Raw genomic sequence first — 22,484 nt, 5'->3', positions numbered from 1 at the left:
GACGGGGATCCCCGATGGTTCGCGACGCGCCCGACACACCGGCTTCCTACGTGGTTGCACGGATGCGGCGCAGGCTCGCGACATGCCAGGCTCGTGTGCGTTCCCCAGCTTCGCGGTGCACGCCCGTGGGGAGCAGACACGGAGGCAGGGGGAGTGGGGACGTGAGGCTGGTGACCGCAGAAGGCTGCAGGGCTGCCGTCGGCCGGGGGGTGACGGGTCGGCGCCGGGACGTCCTCTGGCCGGCGTCCTTCCCGGACGCGCCTCGGGCCCGTGTGCACGCGCACGCGCTCGCCACCCTGGTGGTCATCACCTCGGTGTGTGCGGCGTTCAAGGGGTTCTACTGGGCTGACGACCCCCAGGTCAGCCAGTACCGCGCGGGCCTGGGGGACATGACGCGGGTGATGGCGGTGCCGTTTCGGCTGATGGCTGTGCCGCTCCTGCTGATGTGCGCGGCGCTGGCGGGCGCCCTGCGGTCCTGGCTCAGGGTGCCGTACCGGGTGCTGGCCGCCGTGGCCTGGACGACGTCGGCACTCGGGATCTTCGTGGTGCTTCTGGACACCGAGCTGACGAACGACAGCGACTACTGCACGGCGAATGCGCCCGTGGATCCGATCTCGGGGAACGTGGTGGCACTGTGCCTTCTGGCGGCGTTGGCCGCCGGATCGTCGGCCGCGTGGATCGCGTGGGTGATCTCGCGTCGCCGGGCGCGGCCCGCGGCGCTGTACGCGGTGTGGCTCGCCACGGTCGCCGCCACCGTCGTACTGACCTTGGCCGTGCCGCTCCATGCGGCTCAGACCTGCGGTCCGTCCGGGGTGGGCTGAGGAGCGCCGCCCACCCCGGAGACTGCTGTCAGACGATGTCCAGATCCTGATGCGGGCCGGCCGGCAGGCCGATGTCCACCGGGTCCCCGGGGCGCACCACACCGCCCGTCACCACGATGCCCATGATCCCGGACCGGAACCGGGGCGGCCGTGCTCGTCCCGTACCACGACCTGTTTCATCAGACCCTTCTGGAACCCGTCGATCTGCGCGCACGGGTTGCGCAGCCCGGTCACCTCGACGACGGCGATCTCCCCGAGCCGCAGCCGCGTCCCCCGGGGCAGTGCGAGCAGGTCGATCCCCCGGGTGGTGACGTTCTCTCCGAGTTCCCCCGCCGCCACCGCGAACCCGGCCTGCCGCACCGCCTCGAACAGCTCCTCGTGCAGGAGGTGCACCTGCCGGAGATTGGGCTGGGAAGGGTTCTTCCTCATCCGGAAACGGTGTTTCACCGTCGCCCCGCCGTGAACGTCCCACTCCACCCCGAACCCGGCGAGCAAGGTGATGCTCTCCCGGTTCGGTTTGCTGAACGCACACGTTCCGTTGCTGCTGACCGCAGCGATCGTCCCACCCATGGGGGAAGCCCACGAGCGCGACGCCGGTCAGGCGTTCGCGGCCCACGTGCGCAGCGCCGCCTTGCTCGCGAAGTCGGCGACGTTCTTGTCCAGCGGGTCGTCGGTGTACTGGTGGAAGCGCCACTTGGCCTTGATGCGGGGCTTGCCCGCCGAGACGTAGTCGGCGATCCAGAGGCCGTCACCGGCGTACGACGTCGTGTCGATCGTCAGCCAGTAGTGCCGGTTCGCGTACAGCACGACCCGGTTGTTCGGGCGCAGCCGCTTGACCTTGCGGATGAACTGGTCCTTCTCCGCGTTCGTCGCGTGCGTGCCCTCGCCGGTGGTCTCCCAGTCCACGGCGAGGATGTCACCCCCTTTCTCGGGGGCGTGTCGGACGAAGTACTCGGCCTGGGCGGTGAGGTTGCCGGGCCACAGGAAGTGGTAGAAGCCGACGACCAGGCCGGCGTCACGGGCGTGCTTGGTCTGGGCCGCGAGTTTCGGGTTGATGTAGGAGCGGCCCTCCGTCGCCTTGATGAAGACGAAGGAGTATCCGTCCGTGTCGTAGGACGAGGGCTGGTAGGCGCTGACATCGATGCCACGGAGCATGTGGGGGCTCCCTGAAGTGCGAGTGTGGGGACCGGAGTTGATGATGCCCCACATGCCCCGCGCGGGAACCTCCGCTCCTCGGGGTCACCGCGTCCCCGCCCCGCCGCCCACCGCCCCGCGGGGAGCGCCGCGCATTCACAGCCACGCGTCGACGGCTACTGCGAGGTCGTCCTGGCCGGCGAAGACGAGCCCGTTCATGCCGACGGCCCGCGCCACCGAACAGCACCTCTGAGAGGGCCCCGCGCCCGCCGACCATCGACCGCCCGTGCAGCCGAGACCCGGCCGCACGGGCGGTCGATGGCGGCATCCGGGGTGAGTCGACCCGGGTGGGAGCCCAGCCCCTCGGCACTCGATGGTGTTCACCGCGAGCGTGGTCGCGGGCTCGCCCGTACTCGTAGCGGTCCGGCAGACGGAGGCGACTCGGCCCCCGCCCGCCGCACTGTGCGCCGCCCGGCCGTGAGCTCGCTCGTCCTGGCCCCTACGTCCGGGGCGACGTGGCGCAAGGTCGCGGCGACGGCTGCTTCGAGGTGATCAGTGGTGGCGCGTTCGCCGACTGGGACTTCCTGCCACAGCAGCGGGGCCGGCGTCATCCACCGCCCAGCGCGCGAGCCCCCAGCCGAGGAGGGCCAGGAATCCGGCGAGGGGGCCCAATGCCGGCGCGAACGTCGTGTTGACGATGCCGGCGCCGGCCATGCCGGCCATCTGCCAGGCCGCCCCGAGCACGGCGAGAGCCGCCCACCAGTGCCACCGGCTGTTGCGCGCCACGACGAAGGGCAGCAGCAGGAAGGCGGCGGTCTGGACGAGGTATCCGATCCGGAAGTAGGTGTCGCCCATAACCTTCCACCCCTGCAGATGACTGGCTTCGGCGCGGGACGCCAGGTGCTCGACACGGTAGTCGAGGAACGTGAGGCCTTCCCCGAAGCGCTCCGGGAACCAGTCCAGGAGGTAGAGCCCGTAGAGAGTGAGGACCGAAGCCGCTCCCGTCAGTACGTATGCGGTGGTCAGCTTCCCGCCGCTGGGGGCAGGCCTGTTGGAGTTGGTCACGTGTTGGTTCCCTTCCATGCCCGAAGAGGGCTTTTGGCTCGTTGCCGGTCGGTCGCAAGCGCCCCGTACCGTTCCGTTCGGCCGGACGCGTCAGCGCCGCGCGGGCTTGCTCTCGGCGGTGGTGTCGTCGGCCGGGGCGGGTGTGATCTCGATCGAGCCCGACCGGAGCGTCTGGCGCATGAGGAGCAGCGTGGCCGTGATGCTGGTGGCGACGGGGATGAGCGGCCAGTACCGGGGCTGGTCGCTGCCGAGCAGACCGGGGATGACGATCAGCACAAGGATGGCGAGCGCTCCGGCGAGGAAGCCGAGCACCATGTCGAAGGCGAAGTTGATGGGGTCGGCCACGCTGGTGCCGTTCCGACGTGCCCTCCAGACGCCTGCCGTCACCGCGAGGACGTTCAGATAGCCCATGCACAGGGGGTAGAGGGCCAGGAGGGTGTTGCCTCCGAGGCCGCTGTGCCACCCGTGCCACACGTAGTACCCCTCGACTTCGATGACTTTCCCGTGCCACAAGCCGACCCGGGCGTGTTCGCCCACGTCCTTGCCGGCCGCGCCCTTCACCGTTTGCAGCTCACCGTTCACCCGTAGTTCGACCGTGACGTCGTACCAGACGTGCACGTCCGACGTACGGTCCTGGCCCGCTCCACCCAGCGACCACATCCGCTCCTCGGATCGCTTCTCGACGGTGGCGTCCGCTTGTACCAGTGCCCCCGAGTCACGGGCGCGGGCGATGGCGATCTCCTCGTACGTTCGCCAGGCGTACAGCGTGAGCACTACCGCCATGGTCAGGCGGAACACCACCACGACGACGCCGAACCACTTCGGTCGGCCCCCACGCGCGTTCGACATGACAGCCTCCCCTGCGCCCCCCGTAGCTCCTCCGCTACGGAGATCATGACCCCGTCGGCGGCTCATGGCACGGTGCCGACCCCAAGTTCGGTAGGGATCTACGTGTTTTCACCGAGCCACCCCGGGCCGGCGTGGAGGTGGGCGGGGTGCGTCCGGCCAGCGTGGCTCAGGCGGCCGCGTGCTCGCTGCCGCGCTGCACCACCAGCGCCCGGTCCACATCGGCCAGTTGGTCGTGCACGGGCCGGACGGTACGAGCGAGACCGCGGCGGTAGCCGATCGCCTCCGGCACGGTCCACGCCCGCGCACGCTCCACCCGCACCACCCGTCCTGGTGGCTCCATCGCGACGCTCTGCCGCCGTCGGCGTCTTCTGGCGGTCAACCCACCCACACCTCTTGCTCGTCCTCAGTGACGCGCGAGGCGCCTGGGACCGACGGGACGTCTGCGCACGTGGCTTTGAAGAGAGAAGCATTGATCCGTGCCCGGCGAATATGTGTGACCGCCGTGGCGGTGCTGGCGGCCCTGGCGGGCTCGCCCGGACCGCCACAGGCTGAACAGCCACACAGATCGAAGCCGTTGACTACGACGGCCGACGATCGACTTCCCCCGGGGTGGCGGTTCGGCGGGAAGGGCGGGGCGCGTGAACTGGTATGGCGCGCGCCGAGGGAGGTGCCCATGGCGGATGCGCGGGTCGAGTTCCGCACGGGGGACCGGCTGCTCGGGGTGCAGAGGCCCGCAAAGGACAGACGGACCTTCCGGCTCGCCCTCGACGAGATGAGGCCGAGCAGCCGGCGGACCTGCAAGTGACGGTCGCGGGGCGCCGGCTGCACGCGGCGGCCGACGACACGCACCCGTCCGGCCCACGGATGCCCGCGCAGGCACCGGCGAACGGCGTCGATCCGGGCAAGCCCGGCCCGTACCGCACGGTCACCGGGGAGTACGACCTCGACCCGGTACCCCTGCCCGGGTTCGACACCCCGGTGGAGACGACCGCCGAGGTGGTGGCGCAGAAGGATGCCACCGGCAGCCGCCCGCTCGCACTGTTCCTGCACGCGGAACCGGACCTGTTCCAGGGAGAACCTTGCTGCGCGGCCCCACCCGTCCACCAGGCGGAATGCCTTCCAACGCCTCGCCCGAAGCGGTTACTCCTTGCCGGGTTCGGCCATCGCCGACGGACCCGGCTGATGTTTCCGTGTTGGACTACGTGATTCCACGGATGCCGCTTCATCAGGCGATACAGGAGAGTTGCGCTCGTACCGGGGCCTTGCACTGCCCGTGCCCGCAGCCCCTTCTGGTCCGAAAGGCGCTGGTTGAAAGAAAGCACCGATGCCCGGGCTCCGGCGGAGTGCGCCCCCGCGTGCACCGAGGTGACCATGCCGCGCAACGCCCGACCGTACGGCTGACCACGAGCAGCGGACGCTCCAGTTTCGAGCATCCCAGGGCACTGGCGACGGTACGCAAATGGAGCCACGACCGGCGGGTCTCGGCGGCCATGCCTCGCTTCATCCGGTCAACCCCGAACGGCAATCCACAAGTACTGGCAATGACTCGAACAGTCGCACGTCAGTGTTGAATCAGGAGTACGGTACCCGTGTCCATGCCCCCGCCCTCCGGATCCCAGCAGCCCCAGGACCTGTACCAGTCTCCTCACCTGCAGGGCCCGTATCCGCACTTCCCGGGACCGCATCCACTCGCCCCTTACCAGGTCTGGGGGCAGGGCTACGCCCCCTTCGCCCGCCCTGCCCCGGTCAACGGCGTTGCCATCGCCGCCCTTGTGCTGGGCTTGATGTGCTTCCTGCCGGCGGTGGGGCTGGTCCTCGGGGTCATCGCGCTGGTACAGATCGAGAAGCGGGGCGAGCGCGGCAAGGGCATGGCGATCGCGGGCGCGGTCGTGTCGTCCGTAGGAGTCGCCCTGTTGCTGTTCCCGAATGTCGTCCACGACTCTTGGGAGGGCTTCGTGGAGGACACCAAAGGCAGCAGCAGCCGCTTCCTCGCCAAGGGCGACTGCTTCGACTTCGACGTCTCGGGCTTGGAATTCGACCGGGGCGCCGACCACGTCGACACGGTGTCCTGCAACTACGAGCACGATGCCGAGGTGTTCGGCACCATCCCGCTGTCCAACGACGACTACCCGGGCGACGACTACCTCACCGACAAGGCCGAGGACGAGTGCCGGACGCTCCGGGACGCCTACGCGATGGACCACTGGAGGCTGACCGACAAGGTCGGCGTCAACTACCTGACGCCCACCGCAAAAAGCTGGTCCTGGAGAGGCAACAAGATCACCTGCGTCTTCACCCACACCAACGCGTACGGCACCCTGTGGAGCCCGCTACGTACCGACGAGTCCACACTCAACGCCGACCAGTTGGCGTTCCTGAAGGCGATGAACGCCGTCGACGGGGTCCTCCAGGAGGAGCCCGGGGAAGACGCCGAGGAGAACCTCGGCGCCCACAAGGACTGGGCGGCCGATGTCCAGGACGTGCTCGGCAAGCAGGCGGGGACGCTGCGCAGCCACACCTGGCGGGGCCACGCGGACAAGTCCGTCGACGCCCTGGTGAGGGACATGCAGGACGCCCGCGCGGAGTGGGCGAAGGCCGCCACCGCGGGTGACGCCCACACGTACTACGTGCACTACGACAACGGCTACAAGTACGTCGACGGCAACACCACCCGCAGTGCCCGCTCGGACCTGGGTCTCGCCTTCATGCCGCCCTCGACTGTTGCCGAGTCGAGCCACCAACCGTGAGCCACCAACCGTGAGGGCTGGGATGATCTTCGCACCCGACGCACCCGACGCACCCGAAGGTCACCGCCAGAGCCATCCCGGGGTATGCGGTCGACAGCGGGAAGAGGTAGCCGACCGTTCGGTTTCCGCCTGGCGCGGTTGGGTGGCCGCCTACGATCTGGTGCGGGCTGTATCCCGAGCTGCTGCAACGGATCACCGCACGGCGTGCGGAGCTGGACGAACTCGAAGAACAGCTGACCAAGCAGTTGGCGGAGGTCCGGCCCGAGCGGGACGAACTCGCCGCCGCCGTGTGCGGTGAAACCGCCGTCGACGGGGATCTCGGCGCCGGTGATGGAGGAGGCGTCGTCGGAGAGGAGGAAGACCACCAGCGGGGTGATCTCGTCGACGGTGCCGGTGCGGGCCGGCGGCGGCTCGCGGATGTTCGCCTCGCGGAAGGCGGGCGCGGCGGAGGCGGTCATCTCGGTCTCGATGAAGCCGGGGTGGACGGTGAATCAGATGCTGACCCACGACGCGTCAAGTACCACCGGTAGGTCTCATGGCTGCCGCTCCGACCGCAGCGGGACTGCCGCGCCCACGCGGCCCCGGGCGCGCGGCTCTTGTCCGACCAACCCAGTACCGCGAGCGTCACGCGGTCGAATGCGGATGTACCGCCGTGGGACGAACAGCACTGTGGCCACCCGCTCTGACAAGCTCGCGGTCCGCTTCGAGGCGACCGTCCTCGGCGCGGCCCTCAACGCGTGGCTGTGATCAGGACCTGTCGCTACAGCTCGTGGTCCCGGGCCAGTTCGTCCCAGAGAATGCTGCGAAATGCCGACACCCTATGCGCTCGATCCACCTCCCATGCACGCCCTAGAAGTGGGCGATCGTCGGCCGTATGAAGGGGAAGCGCATCCGCACGCACCGCCGCCGCGACCAGGATCGATGTTCCTGCAGAGTGGTCCGCTTCTGCCGCGTATGCCACGACGCCATGTGTATGAGGGACCGGACATGACGATGCCTCAGTAGGCTGGTGCGGCGAACAAAGGAGCACCGCGCATGAGCTGTCGCCTGAAGGCGATCACCCGCGAGGAACATCTGGCCTTGAACCTTCGGCCTCGGTGAACGGCCGCAGTCGCAGGCGGGCGGTGTGCAGCTCGAGGGTAGGCAAGATCATGCGGAGCATCCTGCCGCGTCACGCTCGCCCCCGACCATCCGTTTATCCGGACAGTCGGGGCGCTGGGCACCAGACCCCGACAGCGTCGGCCATCGCACCCAGCAGCATTCAGTTGGACGATCCTCGCGCGGAGGCGGGCTTGGGCTTCAACGTCGGGGACAGCGCCTCGTTCCTTGACATGTGCGTAGAACTCGTTGCGCAGGTGTGGGTGGCGCTGGGTGAGGGCGTTGCGGGGGACCTGGGCCTCAAGGGCGAGGGCGACGATGGTCAAAGCGCCATTGGAGTGTTCGGGGCGGCTGGTCAGAATGCGCTGCATGGCCGCGCGGATACGGTCCCGTTCATCGTGCGCTGGGCTCATATAGAGGGCTCCTGGCCGGTGACGCGGGTGCGGTCGTGGTTGTCAGCGAGGCTGTGCAGTCGGGCGGCTGCGGTGAGGAGGCGGCTGGCGACCGGCTGGGGGTGATGGAGTGCCTGACGGACGCCCAGGAGATCCGTGGACGGCGATCTGGACCGTCGACGGGTACCTGGAGTGCAGCCCGTGGTAACTTCCTGCAGGTCAGGGGGGAACGTACGGGTCCGCGATGTGCTGCTGTCGGGGTGCCCCGCCGTGGTGGTCCGCGGCGACCGCACCGCTGCCGGCGGCATCAAGGGTCGCCACTGGGACGACGGACACGACGGCACGCCGGCGATGTCTGACGCTCTAGGTGTATTGCCCTGAGAGGTTGGGGACGCGGCTGGCGGGTGGTTGGCCTAGCAGCGCGGTGTGTCCGCGGTGGTGATTGCAGGTGTGCAGCCAGTCAGGGAAGGCGTCGCGTCGTTCCTGCTCTGAGCGGTAGGGGCGGGCGTAGGCCCACTCGTCCAGCAGAGTGCGGTTGAACCGCTCGACCTTGCCGTTCGTCTGCGGCCGGTAGGCGCGTGTGCGCTTGTGTGATCCCGACCGCGGCCAAGGCCCCGCGCCACAGACCGGGCTTGTAGCAGGAGCCGTTGTCGGTCAGGACGCGTTCGACGGTGATGCCGCAGGAGGCGATGAACGCCTGCGCCCGTCCCCAGAAGGCGACGGCGGTCTCCTTCTTCTCGTCCGCGTGGATCTCGCTGTAGGCCAGGCGGGAGTGGTCGTCGACGGCGGTGTGCACATAGCTGTAGCCGGTGCCGGAACGGGTTTTGCGGCCCGCCTGGAGGCCCAGGACCTTGTGTGCGCCGCCGTCGGGGAGGTTGCCGAGCTTCTGATGTCCACATGCACCAGCTCGCCTGGCCTGTCGCGTTCGTAGCGGCGTATGACGCGGCCGGTGGCCCGGTCCATATGTGCCAGCCGGGCCAGGCCGTAGCGGGTCAGCACCCGGTGCACGGTGAAGGGCACCAGACGGAGCAGGTCCGCGATCCGTGCGGGTCCCCAGCGGCCCAGCACCCGGACCTTGATGATCCGCCGCTCGGTATGGGCAGGATGACCACGCCGCCCAACAGAGTGAACCTCGCCGACAGCGACTACGTGTACGGCGCACCGCGGTCCCGGACGCCGGTCTCCGCCTACGTGAGTGATTACGTACTTTCACCGATGCCAGGGAGACACGCGGCGAAGAAGCTTGTTCACGAGCCGCGCATCGGCGCAGGCTGGATCCTCTGGATGCCTTCTCTTCCGAGTCGGAAGCCGTGCAGCCGACCGCCACGTCGCTGGCCGACGAGCAGCGCCAGAGCGGTACAGGGAAGGCGACTCGTGAACCGTCAGCAAATGGAATTCCATGCCTCATGCGGGCACTTGATCTCGGCGCCGGCCGAGCGTGCCGGGCAGAACGTCCGTTGCCCCCATTGCCACCGGGTGGTCCCGGCTCCGGCTGCCGATGTTCCGTACGCCTCGCCCGTGCTCATACCCGGCCCTGTTCCCGGGCCGGCCACGTCGGTGGAGCCGGCCGCTCTGACCGCCCTCTACGTGACCGTCCTCATTGCCGGTGTGTTGGGAGCCGCCTGCGTCTATCTGGTCATGTTCGACGAGTTCGACGAGTCCGAACTGGTCACGATCACCCCGCTGTGGTTCTTCCCGATCGTCTTCGGCCTGTACGGCTTCGTCTCCCAGCGACTGTTGCGGCGTATCTCCGCTGGGCACGCGGGGACCCTCAGCCAGGCCGCCCGCATGTCGATCGACGTGGCCGGGTACTGGGCGCTCCCGGCGCTCTTCCCGTTCCTGGTGCTGAGATGGCGCAGTTCTCTGCTCGTGTCACTGGCGGCGGCGGTCTTCTGGGCCGTACTGCTGTGGTTCTTCTTCGCGGCGGTCTTCCCGACCCTCTGAGCGCGGTCACCGCATCGCCCACCATGACGGAAAGCACCGATGTCCGAGCTCCAGCGGAGTGCGGCACCGCGTCCACCCCGGTGGCCGTATCGCGCAACGACCGGCCGTACGGCTGACACAAGCAGCGGACGATCCAGTTGCGAGCGCTGTGGTCACGTGCTGCGGCGCGCAGAATGAGGCCCGACCGTCAGGTCGCGGCGGTCAGTTCGGTTCCGTGGGTCTAGGTAATGATGGATGGATCTGATCAAGTGTCTCGGGATGTGACTGCCTCGCAGGGGCTGGGTTCTTGGCGGGCGGACTGGACGTGCGGTTCCGGGTCGGACCCTCGGCTGCTCCGCTGCTTCAAGGGTCACGACGCCCCCGTGGTCGCGGTGGCGACGGCGGTCGTCGACGGGCGTCCGGTTGTCGTCTCGGCGAGCCGCGACGCGACGATGTGTATCTGGGACCTGGCGACCGGGGAACGGCTGCACACGCTGACGGCAGCTCCCCCCGACCCCATCTCGTCGTTGTCGCCCGAGTTGGTGGCCCTGGCCACGGTGGTGGTCAACGGGCACCCCCTGGTCCTCACGTGCCACTGGGACGGGTCCGCAAGGCTGTGGGATCCGGAGACGGGGCGTTCTGCGGGCGAACTGGTGCGGGGGCTGGCGCGGTTGGTCCTGGATGGCCGGCATGTGGTGCTGGCCGTCGGGGCGGACCGGACGCTGGGTGTATGGGACCAGGCCACCGGCAGTCGGCTGGGCGTGTTCCCTTGGATGGTGGGCACAGGGGAGCTGGATGGACGCGAGGTCGTTGTCACATGTCCACCGGACCATCCGGCGCAGGTGTGGGATCTGGCCACCGGTCGCGAGATCGGCGAGTGCCTGCCGGCCGAGGGAGCGTGGACTCGCGAAGGGCGGCACTTCGCCGTAACCAGTGAGGAGGGCCAGGCGCCCCGTGTGTGGGATCTGGACCGCCACGTGCTTCTGGCAGCCGACCCGGGGGAGTTGCTGGCGGATGGCGAGCCCGGTGACGAAGTGTCAGCCTTGACGGTCGTCGACGGGCGGGTCGTGGTCCTCAGCTTCCATCACGAGGCGGCACCGGAAGTGGTCGGAGACCTGGCTCCCATTGCTTTTCCCGACGGCCCGTCCGAGACCTTGATCCTTGAAGAGCGCAGTGTGGTGCTCGTCGTGGGCGTGGATCAGACACTGCGTTTCTGGAACCTGCCGACGAGCCCCATGGGCCCTGACGGTACGCGGAGCATCCGCAGCATCCCTTTGGAAGCCGCTGAGGGGAAGGGGCTCAATGGCGCCGACCCGGAAGACGGGGTCGGCCTGTGGCCCCTGGTCTCCGCCCGGACGAGCGGCCTGTTCGCCACCGAGTTGCGCTGGGGAATCGAAGCAGGGGCCGCTTCCCGGAGTCTGGTGCTGGATGACCTGCCCGTCTCCCTCATCGCCGGACCGGACGGCACCGTCACGGTGCGGCACGCACTCAGCCTTTCACCTGCGGGTAGTGTGCTGAGCGGTCACACCGATCGGGTGTGGGCCATCGACAGCGCCCCGGCCAGGACGCGAACCCTGGCGGTCACGACCTCCCGCGACCGTACTGTACGCGTCTGGGATCTTGCCACCGGCGAGCAGGAGGGTGAGCCCCTCACCGGGCACACTGGCCAGGTGTGGGACGTCGCCGCCACCGTTGTGGAGGGACGTTGCGTCGCCGTCACCGCAGGGGAGGACCACACAGTGCGCACCTGGGACCTCACCGCTGCGCGAGGGGACCGCGGCCGGCTGCGAGCCGGACACACCGGATCCGTCCTGGCGGTCGCCACTGCGGTCGTCGGCGGCGTCCCCGTGGTCGTCACCGCAGGCGCCGACCACACCGTGCGCACCTGGGACCTGGCCACCGGCTCGCGGGCCTCCGACTTGCTGAGCGCAGAGGTGTCCGCCATGACGACGGCGGTGGTGGGCGGGCACGCGGTTGTCGTCACGGCCGCTCCCGACGCCACCCTGCACATCGTGGAGCTCGCCACCGGCCGACCGGTCCACCGCCCGTTTCCCAGCGGCCACGGCAGAGTCCTGGCTGTCGCCTCGACGGTCCTGGACGGCCTGCCCGTCGCCCTCACCGTAGGCAGCGACCGCGCTGTGCGCGTCTGGGACCTCACCACCGGACAGCCCCTGGGCGCACCTCTCACCGGCCACTCCAGCCGTGTTACCGCCGTCGCCACCACGGTCCTCGACGGACGGCCCGTGATGGTTACAGGCAGCTGGGACAAGACAGTGCGACTGTGGGACCTCCCCACCGGCCGACAGCTCGGTGAACCCCTGACCGGCCACGCCGACTGGGTGACCGCCGTGACCACTGCCACCTTGGGCGGAGCCCCCACCGCGATCAGCAAGGGCCGGGACCGGACGATACGCCTGTGGAACCTGTCCACGGGGCAGCAGATTGGCGACGCCCAGACCGCCGAGTCAGGCTCCGACAATTCGCTGGCGGTCGCAGCGATGGCCGACGGACGGCTCGTTGCAGCCCTCGGCGATGACCACACCGTGCGGTTCCACGACCTCACCGCTGGGTGCCCGGCCGGTGCCGACCACCTGTTCTCTTTCCCTGTGCACTCACTCGCCGCGGCACCGGGCGGGCGCTTCGCGGTCGGGTTCGGTTGCGAGGTCGCGGTTTTGTCGAGGGCATCCTGACAGGCCAGGGTCTCGCCAGGGTAGCGACGGCCCTCGCCGAGCAGCAGGTGCTGCTCCACACCGTCCGTCGGCAGGCCGGAGCCGTGCGGGGTGCCACGGCGGGCATTCGGAGTGATGCCGCGGGCCCGCAGGAGACGGCGGTACTTGTCGAAGTCGTAGCCGCGGTCGGCGAACAGCCGCCGGGGCTTGTGGCGCGGACGGCCGCGCCGACCTCGGTGCGTGGAACGGCGTCCAGCAGCGGGATGAGCTGGGTGACGTCATGGCGGTTCCCGCCGGTCAGCGACACCGCGAGCGGGGTGCCGTGCCGGTCCACGATCACATGGTGCTTGCTGCCGATCCGGCTGCGGTCGACCGGCGAAGGGCCGGTGTGAGCGAGTACTGCAACGGTGCTTGTTCTGAATGCTGGGGCGGCCCATGGACTGGGTCACGCCCAAGCGACGACAGGCCCGGCGAAAGCGCCGGGAGCCGTATTCGCTGCCGCGGTCGCTGTGGAAGATCACACCCTTCACGTCACTGCCGCGGGTGGCCGCGGCCATGTTCAAGGACGCCACGACCAGTTCAGCGTCATGGCGTGCGCCCATCGCGTAACCGAGCAGCCGGCGCGAGAACAAGTCGATGACGGTGGCCAGGTAGAGCTTGCCCTCACCGGTGGTGATCTCGGTCATGTCGCCGCACCACACCTGGTCCGGATCGGCGTGCCGTACCTGCACTACGTCCGGCAGGACCACGCGGTCGAGGACGCTGGTTGGCGTGGACGGCCGCCGACGAAGCGTCGAACTGGCTGGCAACACCGCCATGACGGCGTCGAACTGGCTGGCAACACCGCCATGACGCCCGCTCACCCAGGGGCCCTGGCCGCAGGACGAAGAAACAAGGACACCAGCAGCATGAGTTCGGACTCCTTGATCACTCAAGGCGTCCGGCAACTCCTGGACAACAGAGGGTTCCTGATGGATCGTCGGGTAACTCGGCGGTCGCTGGCCGGGACGGCCCCGGCCCGGAGGGAGTTGCGATCATGAACCGGACCCGGATACGTCGCCGGGTGGCCGCTGTCCTGGCGAGCGCGACGGCATTGGCCGTCCTGCCCTCGGTCACCGCGGCGGCGGCGCCCGCCCAGGCCCAGCCCTGCGTGCAGAAGGTGGCCGTCGTCAACAACGCGGGCTTCGTCCTCTCCTGGGCCGCCATCGCCCGAACCGGCGAACAGTCGGCCCCGACCGACAAGTACCCGATCAACCAGACCAGGGTCATCGACCTGTCCGCCACCTCATTTGCGGAAGGCACCGACGTCCGTCCGTACGTCCAGGCGGTCGGGGGGGCCAAGGAGTTCGGCAGCCGGCGGCCGCTCTCGTCGATCGCGACGCAGTGGTGGTGACACTTGCCTGCGTCGATGCCGGCCCAGATCTCGGCCATGTGGTGCCTCCGTGCGATGAGTTGCTGGTACCTCCCGACGGACGACCTCGCTGTCGATTCCCTACGGAGCGATCATTCGCAATTCCTAATTGGCAGCCGAGTCGTCGTGGGGCGTCGGGCGGCTAATCCGGGCAAGCCACAAGCGGCAGAAGCGTGAAAGCCACACCCGACGCCCCTGGGCGGGTCAACCATACGAAGGGCTCACCGCGTCCCGCAGAACAACGTAGGGAAGTGTGACGCTTCCGCGAACGCTTCCCTCCGGACAGCATCAGGCAGCAGACTGTGACTGCCCACACGACGCCGCCAACCCCTTTATGTCGTCATCCGGCTACTCCTTCCTCAGCACGATGTCGAAGCTCGCTGAGGTCCAGGGGCCGTCGATCCGACGCCCGTCCGGCGTCGGCGTTCCGGCCGCGTGGCGCTCGAACGGGCGGATGAGGGACTCCTTGACCCCGAACACCGAGTCCCGCTCCAGCCAGGCGTCGCCCGCCACGAAGATGTGGGTGATGAGCGTGCGGAAGCCCGGGGCCGTCACCTTGAAGTGCAAGTGCGGCGCCCGCATCGGGGAGCGGCCGGCGTGGTCCAGGAGCCGGCCGACGGGGCCGTCGTCCGGGATCGGATACGGCGTCGGGGTGAGCCCCCAGAACCGGTAGCGGCCCTCGGCATCGGTGAACAGGTGCGCGCGCCCGGCGGGATCACCGGCCCCGGCGCCGTTGTCGTACTGGACGTCGTACATCCCGTCGCCGTCGGCCTCCCACACCTCGACGCGCGCCCCGGCGACCGGTGTGCCGTCGGGCCCCGTGACCCGGCCGTCGACCCAGGACGGTTCGCCGCTCGCGCCGCCGGCGATGTCCCCTCCTTGCTCGATCGCGGGTGAGTCCTGGACGAAGAACGGCCCGAGGACCGTGGACTCGGTGGCCTCGCCGTCGCCCGATTCGTTCACCGCGACGGTCAGCATCGAGATGCCGAGGATGTCCGAGAGCAGCACGAACTCCTGGCGGGTGTCGGTCGTGATGTGACCGGCCGCCGTCAGGAACCCGATCGCCTCGTTCCACTCGTCCTCGGTGAGCCGCGTCTCGCGCACGAAGGCGTGCGCGTGGCGTACGAGGGCCTGCATCAGCTCACGGAAACGGTCGTCCTTCGCGGAGTCGAAACTCGCGACGACCTGGTCGGTCAGTTCTCGCTCAGTCATTGATTCGGCTGTTGATGCGGTCATCGCAGGGGCTCCGTCCCAGGAAGGAGGGGGACCTGTACCGGCGTGTCCCCACGGCACGCCCGCCCCAGCAGCGCGCGCATCTCGCCGTGGGTCACCCGGCGCGGGTTGGAGTCCGGCACCTGTGCCATGGCCAGGTCGGTGGCCCGGTCGAGTTCCTCCTCGGGCAGGCCCAACTCGCCCAGTGAACGTGGGGGTTGGAGGCCTGCGTAGAGGTCGAGGAGCGCCCCGAAGGGGTCGGCGGGTGCGTCGAGCGCCGCTCCCAGCCACCGCCCTGCCTCGGGTGCGGCCGGCAGGTTGAGGCCGACCACATGCGGCAGGAGCACCGAGTGCAGGGCGGCGTGTTCGAGGTCGTACGCGCCGCCGAGGACGTGGCACACCTTGTGGTGCAGTCCGGAACCGGCCCCGGCGAAGGCGACTGCTCCGAGATAGGTGCCGAAGAGGATGTCGCGCCGGGCCGCGACGTCCTGGCCGTCCGCGACGATGCGCGGCAGCGAGGACGCCAGCGACCGGACGCCCTCCACGGCCAGGGCGGAGCTGATCGGGTTGTGCCGGGGCGCCCACCACGCGTCGACGCAGTGGGCGAGCGCGTTGAGGCCCGACGTCACCGACAGCCGGGTCGGCAGCGACAGCATCAGTGTGGCGTCATAGACGACAACCCGGGGGAGGACCTTCGGATCGACGCCGGTGCGCTTGTGGCCGTCCTCGGTGAGGCCCCAGACCGGGGTCGCCTCGGAACCGGCGTACGTCGTCGGGACGGCGAGGATCGGGAGCCCGGTGGTGAGCGCCGCCGCCTTGGCGGTGCCGGTCGTCGAGCCACCGCCGACGCTCAGCAGCAGGTCGGCCTCGTGCTGGTGGGCGGCGGCGCGTACGGCCTCGGCGACCTCGACCGGGACATGGGGGCGGACCTCGCCGAAGACCGCCACGACGGGGAGGTCCTCGCAGATGTTCTCGGCGAGGGCCCGCTCCCCGTCGGCCGCGATCACCAGGACCCGGCTGGCGCCGAGCCCGGTGATCGCGGCCGCCACGTCGTCCCGTGCGGAGCCGGAGCCGAAGACGACCCGCTGGCCCCAGGACTCGTAGACCACGGAAGCGGTCACGCGGCCACCGTCCGGGCCCGGGGCACGGCACCCGCCGCGAAGGCCCCGAGGAGGGCGGGGACGGCGAAGGCGTAGAAGGCCCACTCGATCTCGGCGCCCGAGCTGAGGACGAACGCGCCCAGGGACGGGCCGACGATGGCGCCGAACCGGCCGATGGACAGGGCCCAGGCGAGTCCGTTGCCGCGTACGGCGTCCGGGTAGCGGGTCACGATGAACGCGTTGCCGAGGATCTGCGAACCGATGAACCCGAAGCCACTGATGAACATGAGTACGAACATCACGGCCGTCGGCGGACGCGTGCTCATCGCGATCAGGCTGACCGTGCCGACGAGGAACGCGACGACCACGACCCGCTTGGCGCCGAGCGCGTCCGCGATCCGGCCGCCGACGATCGCCCCGACGCCCACGCCCAGCCACATGGCCGCCGTTTGCAGCAGCGCCGAGCCGAGGGAGAAGCCGGCGGCCTGCATGATGCTGGGCAGCCAGGTGCTGATGCCGAAGACCAGCAGGAGTCCGCAGAAGGACATGGCCCAGAACAGGACGGTCGAGACGGCGAGTCCGCCGGTCAGCAGCGAGCCGAGGCCGAGCCAGCGGCCGGGATCCGCCGTCGGCGCGTCCTGGGCGGGCGCCAGCCCGAGACGCTCCTCCACCGCGCGCGCCTCGTCGGCGCGGCCGGTACGACGCAGGTGGAACGGGCTCTCCGGCAGTCGGAGGACGAGCGGGATGGCCAGGAACACCGGGAGCACACCGATCACATACAGCCACCGGTACGAGACGTCCGGGAGCAGGGCCGTGCCGAGCAGCGGGGAGAGCAGGGCGCCGGCCGCGTAACCACTCATGATCAGGGCGACGTTGCGGCTGCGGTGGCCCGGATCGCTGAGATCGGCCACGTACGCGTTGATCGTCGGCAGGACGACACCCAGGCCGAGCCCGACGATCAGACGCCCGGCGCCGAAGGACGGGACACCGCCCGCGACCGTGCAGATCGCCATGCCGAGCGTGAACAGCGCGGTCCCGGCGAGCAGCAGCCGGCGTGGGCCGGTGCGGTGGACGAGGGCTCCGGCGAAGGCCGCGCCGATCAGCATCCCGATGCCGACGAGCGAGCCGATCGTGCCCGCCCCGGCCTTGTCGATGCCGAGCGAGGGGTCGCCCAGGATGGAGGGGACGGTGACGCCGTACACGGCGAGGTCGTAGCCCTCCAGGGAGGAGACGATCCAGGCGGCTACCAGGATGAAGGTGTTCGCGGGCACTCTGCTGACGCGCGTACGCATGACAGTGGGAGCGGTCATGGCCGGATCCTTTCTCCGACGGTGGCAGGAGCCTGCATGGGCTCTACTGCGTTGGCAAGGGTCTTCAGGAGCGCCGGGACGCCGGAGAGGGTGTCCGCGGTGCCGAGGATGTAGAAATCGGGCCGCCACAGAACGGCGGCACGGCCGGTCTCGTCGAACCAGCGCCCGTAGACGCCGCCGACATCGGTGACCCCCTCCGTGGTGAGGCGGCGGTCGGTGAGGTGGTGGACGGAGACGCCGAGCCGGGCGGCTTGCGCCAGGGCAGAGGAGTCGAGGGAGGCGCCCTCGCGGCCGTCGACGAGGAGGACGAAACCACGGCCGAGTACGGCGTCGAAGAGCCCCTCGGTGCTGTCGTGCTCGACGCGGCCGTGCGGCATCAGGTGTCCTGCCTGCGGGGACGCGTCGTGCAGACCCGGGCCGAGTCCCGGGAACCGCATCTTCTCCGGGCGTCCGTTGGCCTCGCGCTGGGCGATCAGCCGGGCGTCGCGCTCGGCGGCGGCCACCGGGTCGCGCATGGTCTGCACCCGGCCCAGCTCGATGCCCTTGGCGATGATGGCCCGGACATGCGGCTCACGCTCGCTCTGGTACGTGTCGAGCAGCGCGTCGTCGGCGCCGCGCAGCACGGCGTCGAGCTTGAACGAGAAGTTCTGCGCGTCCCGGATGCCCGAGCACATGCCCTGCCCCAGGAACGGCGGCATCTGGTGCGCCGCGTCCCCAGCCAGCAGGATCCGGCCACTGCGCCAGCGCTCCGCGACCAGCGAGCGGAACGTGTACGTGGCGACGCGGATCAGCTCGGCCTGCGAGCGGTCGACAAAGGCGGCGACCCGGGCCCAGACCCGGTCGGGCTCCCGCTCGACGGAGAAGGAGTCCTCGGAGCCGAGCATGAAGCTGAACCGGTGGTGGTGCGGGCCCAGCGAGATGATCGAGATCGGCTGCTTCGGATCGCAGACCTGGCGGGCCTTGGGGATGTCCGCCCCGCCGCCCTCGGTCAGCCGGAAGTCGCAGACCATCCACGGCTCGGAGAAGCCGTAGTCCTCCTGCCCGATGCCCAGCCAGGTGCGGGTGAAGCTGTTGCCGCCGTCGCAGGCCACGACGTACCGGGCGGAGACTGCGTCGTCGTCCCCCTCGACCTGGATGTCCACACCCTGATCGGTGTGGTGGAGTCCGGTGACCCGGGAGTCCATTCGGAGACGGACGTTCTCCAGACCGCGGGCCAGGCTGTCGAGGGCGTCCTCCAGATAGGGCTGGTACATCATGTACCACTCCGCCCAGCCCTGGCCGCCGACGGCGGCGAAGTCATGCTCGATGAGCAGTTCGCCCGCGCCGTTGCGCCACTCGTAGTTCCGCTGGACGTGCAGCGTGGGCAGCAGGGTCTCGGAGAGGCCGAGGCGGTCGAATGTCCGCATCGTCTCGTCGTCGAAGATCGCGGCGCGCGGCAGGTTGTAGAGGGTGGGGTAGCGCTCCAGCACGATCACGTCATGGCCTGCTCGACCGAGCAGTGCCGCCGTGACCATGCCCACCGGTCCGTACCCGATGACGGCGACGTCGTACATGTGGGTCCCCCTGTGATCAGACACCGGCGTAAGCGGGTGCCGGGGTCGGGGTCGGGGCGAGGCCGAGCAGCTTCTCGGCGTTGAGGTGGCCGATCTTCTGCCGGTCGGCGTCGCTGATCGGCGCGTCCCGCAGGAACTTCGTGGCCGTCTCCATGTCCTCGAACGGGTAGTCGGTGCCGAAGAGGATGTGGTCGGCGCCCATCGACAGCAGCGCGGTGAGCAGCGGCGCGGAGGAACAGACACCGCTGGTGGTGATGTAGAGGTTCTCGCGGAGGTACTCCGAGGGACGGCCCCGCTTGAGCTCGATGCCGTGGTGGGCGTGGAAGTCCCAGCGGGAGTCCATGCGCCACATCACGAACGGCAGGCCCTCTCCCATGTGGCCGAGCAGCAGCTTGGCCTTGGGGAAGTCGTCGAAGACACCGCCGAAGATCAGGCGCAGCACGTGGGTGGCGGTGTCGATGCCCCAGCTCCACATCGGCCCGACGAGTTCGGGGTGGCCGGACAGCACGTGCGCGGTGTCCACGCCGTTGGCAGGGTGCAGATACAGCGGTACGTCGAGGTGCTCGGCGCGCTCCCACACGACCCGCAGGGCGGGGTCGTCGAGGTACCTGCCATGGGTGTGCGCGTTGACGAGGGCGCCGCGCAGCCCCAGCTGGGTGACCGCGCGCTCCAGCTCGTCGGCGGCGGCCTCGGGATCCTGGAGCGGCAGGGCGGCGAAGCCGGAGAACCGGTCGGGGTGCTCGGCGATGACACCGGTCAGGAAGTCGTTGACCGTGATCGCCTGGCGTACGGCGGCGGCCGGGTCCCTCTCCGCCTGGAGGCCGGGGGAGTTCAGGGACAGCACCTGCATGTCCAGGCCTGCCGCGTCCATGCCGTCGAGGCGTTCCTCGGTGAGGTCGAGGAGCCGGCGGGAGGCCTCGGCCCACGCCTGGGGCTTTGCGATGGAGGCGGTGGACGCGCCATGGCCCACCAGGTCAGGGGTCACGAAGTGCTCTTCGAGGCCGATCAGCTTCATTGCGGAGTTCTCCTCGGGGGATCGCCGGTGAGGCGAAGGGATGTGCGGGTGGAGCGGGGTTGAGGCGGGGAGCGGAGATGTGCGGTGCGGGCCGGGTGTGAGTGACCGGGCACTGGGGAGCGCTGGCGTGTGCGCTGACGGAAGCGGCTCAACGGTGGCTACGAGCGGGCCGTCGGTGCGACGGAGGAGCAGCCGGGGTGGCGGTGAGCGCCACCGGATCGCAGTTCACCAGAACGTAATGCGTTCCGCAATAGTGAATGTCAGATCTGTTCGAAGGTGCTGGTCCGCTTGTCGCGCCGATACGCTGATCGCGTTCAACCGCAGGCAGGGGAGAGGGCTGTGCCGTGACCAGTACTGAGCCCAAGGAGAGCAACGGGACCAACGGGGAACGGCAGGGCATCCAGTCCGTCGAGACCGCGATGCGGGTCCTGCTGGCCCTGGAGAGCGGTGGCGGCGCGCTGAGCCTGTCCGCCATCGCGCAGGCCAGTGGCATGCAGCCCAGCAAGGTGCACCGCTACCTCGTCAGCCTCGGCCGCATCGGCCTGACCTCGCAGGATGCCGCGTCCGGCCTCTACGACTTCGGGGCCACCATGCGCCGCATGGGCGCCGAGGCGCTGCGCCGCACCAACGAGGTCGCGGTGGCCGGCGGCCACGCCATGCGGCTCCGCGACCGCACCGGCCACTCCGTGAACCTCGCGGTCTGGGGCGACCGCGGCCCGATCGTCGTCAGCTGGGCGTACGGCACCCGCCCGCTGCCCCTGACCGTGCGCGTCGGCGCCACGCTGCCGCTCGTCACCTCATCAGTCGGCCGGGTCTTCCTGGCCCACCTGCCCGAAAGTCTCACGGACGAGGTGCTCCGCGAAGAACTGCGCGGCAAAGAGGCCGACTGGCCCGCCGAGCGCCTCGCGGCCACCCGGGAACAGGTCCGTGAACAGGGGTACGCCGAGACCCGCGGCAGCGTCATCCCGGGCATCATCTCGATCGCCGCCCCGGTCTTCGCGGCCGGCGACCCACTGCCGCTCGCCGTCTCGGTAGTCCTCCCGGAGAGCCTGGGTACTCCGGACCACGTGGCCGAGGTGACCCGAGAACTGCGGACGACGGTGACCGAGGCATCGCGGGAGCTGGGCCACTTGGCGTAGACCGCGAGTGGGTCCCACGCCCCTGTGGGCGCGCCCCAAAGGGGCGCGGGGAAGTGCGCGACCCACAGCGATGCAGCAGCCGCCCCACGACAGTCCAAGGCATATCCAGAGGCGCTCCCAGCGGCACACCCGGCGGCGCTCCCGACGGAGCGTTCAGCCGCGCCTGCCGACCACCTCGTCGTAGTACGCCTCCGCCGCCGGTCCCAGCACATCATGCGCCTCGATGAACATCTCGTACGCCTCATGCCCCACCCACCCCGCCGGGAGCAACTCGGCCGGCAGGTCGGGGTCGCGAAAAGGGAACTGGCGGTAGTCGTACGTCAGCTGCATCCGCTCCACCAGGGCCTCCTCGGGACTCAGATGCCCGGCCCGGTACGAGGCCATCCGCCCGCGATACGTGCGCAGCAATTCGCGGTAGTCCTCGTTGAGCCCGTCGAGGTCCCAGCCCCGCGCCGCCATCTCCCGGTCGACGGGCAGGCCGCCGGACTGGCAGCGCAGTGTGTCCAGCCGTACGGCGGGCTCGTCCGCGAACTTCTCCCGGACCTGCTGGAGCCGGTCGTGCGGGGAGACGTACGTGGATGGTGCCAGCGGGCCGAAGCCCAGCCAGGCCAGTTCCTTGCGGATGCGGTCCCGCACACCGCGCTCGGTCTCCGGCACCGAGTAGATGACCATGTACCAGTGCCGGTCCCAGTCGGCGGGCGCCCGGTCGAAGATGCGTGTACGGCCCTCGTCGAGGAGCTGGAGACTGCGCTTGTTGAGCGCGTAGACGGTCTCCCGGCCCTCGCGTCGGACATCGAACCAGCCCTCCTTGCGCAGCCTGGCGAGCACTACGCGCACGGTGCTCTCACCGACGCCGAAGCAGCCCATCAGCGTGCTGAGCGTGCGCATCCGGGCGGCACCGCCGCGGTAGCGGACGTAGTCGCCGAACAGGTCGAAGACAATCGAGCGAGGCTTCACGAACACGACTATGTCACACGGACGGCCGTCGCGAGGATGATCCAGCTCCGCGCCAGTCCCCTGGAATGACCGGCCGTAAATGTGCGACA

The 22,484-nt window shown here is 69.7% G+C and carries 17 protein-coding genes and 5 pseudogenes; 7 read left to right on the top strand and 15 right to left on the bottom strand.

Annotated features, from left to right (window positions below; all coding sequences use genetic code 11):
- Nucleotides 1–170 precede the first annotated feature (170 nt).
- Entirely contained in the window at nt 171–821 is a 651-nt protein-coding gene (locus ACZ52C_RS40605) for a hypothetical protein (RefSeq protein WP_469079558.1), read from the top strand.
- Nucleotides 822–849: 28 nt separating this feature from the next.
- Here the strand turns inward: ACZ52C_RS40605 and ACZ52C_RS40600 are convergent.
- The 5 genes and pseudogenes from ACZ52C_RS40600 to ACZ52C_RS40580 all read right to left on the bottom strand — a co-directional run bounded on the left by ACZ52C_RS40600 (nt 850) and on the right by ACZ52C_RS40580 (nt 4,248).
- Nucleotides 850–1,391: pseudogene (locus ACZ52C_RS40600) on the bottom strand (MOSC domain-containing protein).
- Nucleotides 1,392–1,418: 27 nt separating this feature from the next.
- Complete coding sequence (locus ACZ52C_RS40595) at nt 1,419–1,976, bottom strand: glycoside hydrolase family 25 protein (protein WP_469079557.1); 558 nt, start codon at nt 1,974–1,976, stop codon at nt 1,419–1,421.
- 531 nt (nt 1,977–2,507) lie between these two features.
- The gene (locus tag ACZ52C_RS40590) at nt 2,508–3,020 is read right to left on the bottom strand and encodes a hypothetical protein (RefSeq protein ID WP_469079556.1); all 513 of its coding nucleotides are present in this window, start codon (nt 3,018–3,020) and stop codon (nt 2,508–2,510) included.
- 90 nt (nt 3,021–3,110) lie between these two features.
- Nucleotides 3,111–3,869 (bottom strand): hypothetical protein, encoded by a 759-nt coding sequence (locus tag ACZ52C_RS40585; RefSeq protein ID WP_469079555.1) that lies wholly within the window; start codon nt 3,867–3,869, stop codon nt 3,111–3,113.
- A gap of 166 nt (nt 3,870–4,035) precedes the next feature.
- Nucleotides 4,036–4,248 carry a hypothetical protein gene (locus tag ACZ52C_RS40580; RefSeq protein WP_469079554.1) on the bottom strand — a complete coding sequence of 71 codons (213 nt, stop codon included), beginning with the start codon at nt 4,246–4,248 and terminating at the stop codon, nt 4,036–4,038.
- A 114-nt stretch (nt 4,249–4,362) separates the two neighbouring features.
- Between ACZ52C_RS40580 and ACZ52C_RS40575 the strand changes: the two are divergent.
- Together ACZ52C_RS40575 and ACZ52C_RS40570 are read left to right on the top strand one after the other, a co-directional pair.
- Nucleotides 4,363–4,919, top strand: a pseudogene (locus ACZ52C_RS40575) (hypothetical protein); the annotation flags it as partial.
- Nucleotides 4,920–5,464: 545 nt separating this feature from the next.
- Nucleotides 5,465–6,616, top strand: coding sequence for a DUF4190 domain-containing protein (locus ACZ52C_RS40570; protein ID WP_469079565.1), 1,152 nt, complete (start codon nt 5,465–5,467; stop codon nt 6,614–6,616).
- A gap of 281 nt (nt 6,617–6,897) precedes the next feature.
- Here ACZ52C_RS40570 and ACZ52C_RS40565 read toward each other — a convergent pair.
- Nucleotides 6,898–7,104 (bottom strand): annotated as a pseudogene (locus ACZ52C_RS40565) (SDR family oxidoreductase); the annotation flags it as partial.
- Nucleotides 7,105–8,469: 1,365 nt separating this feature from the next.
- Nucleotides 8,470–9,210: pseudogene (locus ACZ52C_RS40560) on the bottom strand (IS481 family transposase); the annotation flags it as partial.
- 414 nt (nt 9,211–9,624) lie between these two features.
- On the opposite strand from ACZ52C_RS40560, the gene ACZ52C_RS40555 reads away from it, so the two are divergent.
- Nucleotides 9,625–10,050 carry a hypothetical protein gene (locus ACZ52C_RS40555; RefSeq protein ID WP_469079553.1) on the top strand — a complete coding sequence of 142 codons (426 nt, stop codon included), beginning with the start codon at nt 9,625–9,627 and terminating at the stop codon, nt 10,048–10,050.
- 227 nt (nt 10,051–10,277) lie between these two features.
- Complete coding sequence (locus ACZ52C_RS40550) at nt 10,278–12,719, top strand: WD40 repeat domain-containing protein (RefSeq protein WP_469079552.1); 2,442 nt, start codon at nt 10,278–10,280, stop codon at nt 12,717–12,719.
- A gap of 71 nt (nt 12,720–12,790) precedes the next feature.
- On the opposite strand, the pseudogene ACZ52C_RS40545 reads toward ACZ52C_RS40550, so the two are convergent.
- Together ACZ52C_RS40545 and ACZ52C_RS40540 are read right to left on the bottom strand one after the other, a co-directional pair.
- Nucleotides 12,791–13,083, bottom strand: a pseudogene (locus ACZ52C_RS40545) (transposase); the annotation flags it as partial.
- Nucleotides 12,977–13,516 carry a DDE-type integrase/transposase/recombinase gene (locus ACZ52C_RS40540; RefSeq protein WP_469079564.1) on the bottom strand — a complete coding sequence of 180 codons (540 nt, stop codon included), beginning with the start codon at nt 13,514–13,516 and terminating at the stop codon, nt 12,977–12,979. The gene ACZ52C_RS40540 and the pseudogene ACZ52C_RS40545, both read right to left, overlap by 107 nt.
- Before the next feature lie 218 nt (nt 13,517–13,734).
- Between ACZ52C_RS40540 and ACZ52C_RS40535 the strand changes: the two genes are divergently transcribed.
- On the top strand, nt 13,735–14,091 hold the full coding sequence (locus ACZ52C_RS40535; protein ID WP_469079567.1) for a hypothetical protein: 357 nt from the start codon (nt 13,735–13,737) through the stop codon (nt 14,089–14,091).
- Between the two features lie 366 nt (nt 14,092–14,457).
- Here the strand turns inward: ACZ52C_RS40535 and ACZ52C_RS40530 are convergent, their stop codons facing one another.
- The 5 genes from ACZ52C_RS40530 to ACZ52C_RS40510 are packed head-to-tail and all read right to left on the bottom strand — an operon-like array spanning nt 14,458 to nt 20,299.
- A complete protein-coding gene (locus ACZ52C_RS40530) occupies nt 14,458–15,321 on the bottom strand; it encodes a dioxygenase family protein (RefSeq protein WP_469079551.1) in 864 nt (287 codons plus the stop codon).
- 20 nt (nt 15,322–15,341) lie between these two features.
- A complete protein-coding gene (locus ACZ52C_RS40525; protein WP_469079550.1) occupies nt 15,342–16,442 on the bottom strand; it encodes a maleylacetate reductase in 1,101 nt (366 codons plus the stop codon).
- Nucleotides 16,439–17,731, bottom strand: coding sequence for an MFS transporter (locus tag ACZ52C_RS40520; protein ID WP_469079549.1), 1,293 nt, complete (start codon nt 17,729–17,731; stop codon nt 16,439–16,441). The genes ACZ52C_RS40525 and ACZ52C_RS40520 overlap by 4 nt, the downstream gene beginning before the upstream one ends.
- Nucleotides 17,728–19,284, bottom strand: coding sequence for a bifunctional 3-(3-hydroxy-phenyl)propionate/3-hydroxycinnamic acid hydroxylase (locus tag ACZ52C_RS40515; RefSeq protein WP_469079548.1), 1,557 nt, complete (start codon nt 19,282–19,284; stop codon nt 17,728–17,730). Before ACZ52C_RS40515 ends, ACZ52C_RS40520 begins: the two co-directional genes overlap by 4 nt.
- A gap of 16 nt (nt 19,285–19,300) precedes the next feature.
- Nucleotides 19,301–20,299 carry an amidohydrolase family protein gene (locus ACZ52C_RS40510; RefSeq protein WP_469079547.1) on the bottom strand — a complete coding sequence of 333 codons (999 nt, stop codon included), beginning with the start codon at nt 20,297–20,299 and terminating at the stop codon, nt 19,301–19,303.
- Between the two features lie 344 nt (nt 20,300–20,643).
- On the opposite strand from ACZ52C_RS40510, the gene ACZ52C_RS40505 reads away from it, so the two are divergent.
- Nucleotides 20,644–21,438 carry an IclR family transcriptional regulator gene (locus ACZ52C_RS40505; RefSeq protein ID WP_469079546.1) on the top strand — a complete coding sequence of 265 codons (795 nt, stop codon included), beginning with the start codon at nt 20,644–20,646 and terminating at the stop codon, nt 21,436–21,438.
- Nucleotides 21,439–21,591: 153 nt separating this feature from the next.
- On the opposite strand, the gene ACZ52C_RS40500 is transcribed toward ACZ52C_RS40505, so the two are convergent.
- The gene (locus tag ACZ52C_RS40500; protein WP_469079545.1) at nt 21,592–22,395 is read right to left on the bottom strand and encodes a PaaX family transcriptional regulator; all 804 of its coding nucleotides are present in this window, start codon (nt 22,393–22,395) and stop codon (nt 21,592–21,594) included.
- Nucleotides 22,396–22,484 lie beyond the last annotated feature (89 nt).

The sequence above is a fragment of the Streptomyces sp. NPDC034049 genome (assembly GCF_055575575.1).
This window is presented reverse-complemented; position numbering and strand designations above follow the sequence as displayed.

Excerpts from the sequence above, each read along its gene's own strand:
- ACZ52C_RS40595 (WP_469079557.1), bottom strand. The coding sequence starts at position 1,976 with ATGCTCCGTGGCATCGATGTCAGCGCCTACCAGCCCTCGTCCTACGAC.
- ACZ52C_RS40585 (WP_469079555.1), bottom strand. The coding sequence starts at position 3,869 with ATGTCGAACGCGCGTGGGGGCCGACCGAAGTGGTTCGGCGTCGTCGTG.
- ACZ52C_RS40570 (WP_469079565.1), top strand. The coding sequence starts at position 5,465 with ATGCCCCCGCCCTCCGGATCCCAGCAGCCCCAGGACCTGTACCAGTCT.
- ACZ52C_RS40550 (WP_469079552.1), top strand. The coding sequence starts at position 10,278 with ATGATGGATGGATCTGATCAAGTGTCTCGGGATGTGACTGCCTCGCAG.
- ACZ52C_RS40540 (WP_469079564.1), bottom strand. The coding sequence starts at position 13,516 with ATGGCGGTGTTGCCAGCCAGTTCGACGCTTCGTCGGCGGCCGTCCACG.
- ACZ52C_RS40535 (WP_469079567.1), top strand. The coding sequence starts at position 13,735 with ATGAACCGGACCCGGATACGTCGCCGGGTGGCCGCTGTCCTGGCGAGC.
- ACZ52C_RS40530 (WP_469079551.1), bottom strand. The coding sequence starts at position 15,321 with ATGACTGAGCGAGAACTGACCGACCAGGTCGTCGCGAGTTTCGACTCC.
- ACZ52C_RS40520 (WP_469079549.1), bottom strand. The coding sequence starts at position 17,731 with ATGACCGCTCCCACTGTCATGCGTACGCGCGTCAGCAGAGTGCCCGCG.
- ACZ52C_RS40515 (WP_469079548.1), bottom strand. The coding sequence starts at position 19,284 with ATGTACGACGTCGCCGTCATCGGGTACGGACCGGTGGGCATGGTCACG.
- ACZ52C_RS40510 (WP_469079547.1), bottom strand. The coding sequence starts at position 20,299 with ATGAAGCTGATCGGCCTCGAAGAGCACTTCGTGACCCCTGACCTGGTG.